The sequence below is a fragment of the Flavobacterium sp. genome, from assembly GCF_013822155.1.
Lineage (GTDB): Bacteria > Bacteroidota > Bacteroidia > Flavobacteriales > Flavobacteriaceae > Flavobacterium.
Genome location: NZ_PNJW01000161.1, coordinates 1 through 1,550 on the forward strand (window position 1 = coordinate 1; position 1,550 = coordinate 1,550).

Consider the following 1,550-nt stretch of genomic DNA (forward strand, 5'->3'; position numbering starts at 1 on the left):
GTGGCAATACGACCGCAGAAACCGCAAAAATCTGTCTTAATAAAATTTTAAACTTAATAAATGAAAGAACTGAAATATTTAATAGTTTGTTTAATAATAACACTTCAAAGTTGTAACGGACAAGCTACAGCAAAAAGAGAAATCTACAATGAAGACTTTGGTTGGAAAATTACAATACCTGAAAACTTTGAAAATGTAAGTGCAGAAGATTGGACAAAAATGCAGAACAAAGGATCTGATGCAATTGAAAAAACATTCGAAGGAGAAATTATTAATCAAGCAAAAACAATCTTTGTCTTCAAAAGTGACCAATTAAATTATTTTGAATCAAACTATCAACCTTTTGACGTTTCAATAGATGGCGATTATTTGGAATCTTGTAAGAATGTAAACGAAGTTCTTTTAGAAACATTTAAAACTCAAATGCCAAATGCTAAAATTGATACGACAAAAAGCGTTGAAAAAATTGATAATTTAGAGTTTCAGACTTTTAAAATGAAAATTGAATATCCGAATAAAATGATTCTAAACGTATTAATGTATAGTAGACTTTTCAATAAAAGAGAATTTACTGTTAATATTATGTATGTTGACAATAAAAAAGGACAAATGATGACCGAAGCTTGGAAAAAATCTAGATTTACTCAACAATAAAATAAGTACTGCCACTAACAGCAGTTACAAGAAATTGCTAGGCTTGGTCTTTATCAGAAATGGTAATTGTTGAATAAAAGTTTTGTCTATATTTGTAATTGTTAGTGAATGAAGTACGCAACTTCTTGTAGCTGCCAAACGTTAGCACCAATTTTAGGACGACATCAACTGAATGACAGAAAGACCAAACATATTAGTAGTTTGTGGACGAAATAAAAAGCGTAGCAGGACAGCGGAATACATTTTTAAAAATGACGAACGTTTCAATATTCGTTCTGCTGGACTAAGTCCAAAAAGTGACAGGAAAATTTCAGAAAATGATTTGAATTGGGCGGACTTAGTTTTTGTAATGGAAACTGGACAACGAGCAAAAATATGGGGACATTACAGACACTTAGAATTGCCAACAATCGAAGTTCTTAATATTCCAGACGACTATGAATTTATGAACGAGGAACTTGTTGAGATGCTTTCTGACCGAATTAACGACACATTAAAAATTGTTTACAAAGTATAGAATAGTTTGACTGAAAAGAATAGTATAATGGAGAGTGAATTTGATTTTTTCAAGACGACAATGCCAGAAAGTAGAAAGGCTGACTTCTACTTAGGTTGCCTTGATGGCTCTGTATTTATCGACTTTAATTACACGACAAGAAATCATATCAACTTGTGCAGAATTTCCTTTGACGGTTATGGTTGCTGCGACATTGAAAATGCAAAACACCTAGATGAACAGTTATCAAAAGACTTCATAAACGAAATTAGTAGAGATAACCTAGACCAAGATAAAATCACAAAATTGGTTCTTGAATTAGTCCGACTGAATAAAGACAAGATTTGGAATGACGCACTTGAAGAATATAAATTAATTGACGAGAAATGATAAAAACTGG

3 protein-coding genes are annotated in these 1,550 nt (G+C 31.5%); all 3 read left to right on the forward strand.

The window, feature by feature from the left end; translation table 11 throughout:
* Nucleotides 1-60 precede the first annotated feature (60 nt).
* The 3 genes from C0512_RS15550 (at nucleotide 61) to C0512_RS15560 (ending at nucleotide 1,540) form a co-directional block, all read left to right on the forward strand.
* Complete coding sequence (locus tag C0512_RS15550; RefSeq protein WP_290863218.1) at nucleotides 61-654, forward strand: hypothetical protein; 594 nt, start codon at nucleotides 61-63, stop codon at nucleotides 652-654.
* Between the two features lie 172 nt (nucleotides 655-826).
* The gene (locus tag C0512_RS15555) at nucleotides 827-1,171 is read left to right on the forward strand and encodes a hypothetical protein (RefSeq protein WP_290863220.1); all 345 of its coding nucleotides are present in this window, start codon (nucleotides 827-829) and stop codon (nucleotides 1,169-1,171) included.
* Nucleotides 1,172-1,231: 60 nt separating this feature from the next.
* Complete coding sequence (locus C0512_RS15560) at nucleotides 1,232-1,540, forward strand: hypothetical protein (RefSeq protein WP_290863222.1); 309 nt, start codon at nucleotides 1,232-1,234, stop codon at nucleotides 1,538-1,540.
* Nucleotides 1,541-1,550: the final 10 nt, after the last annotated feature.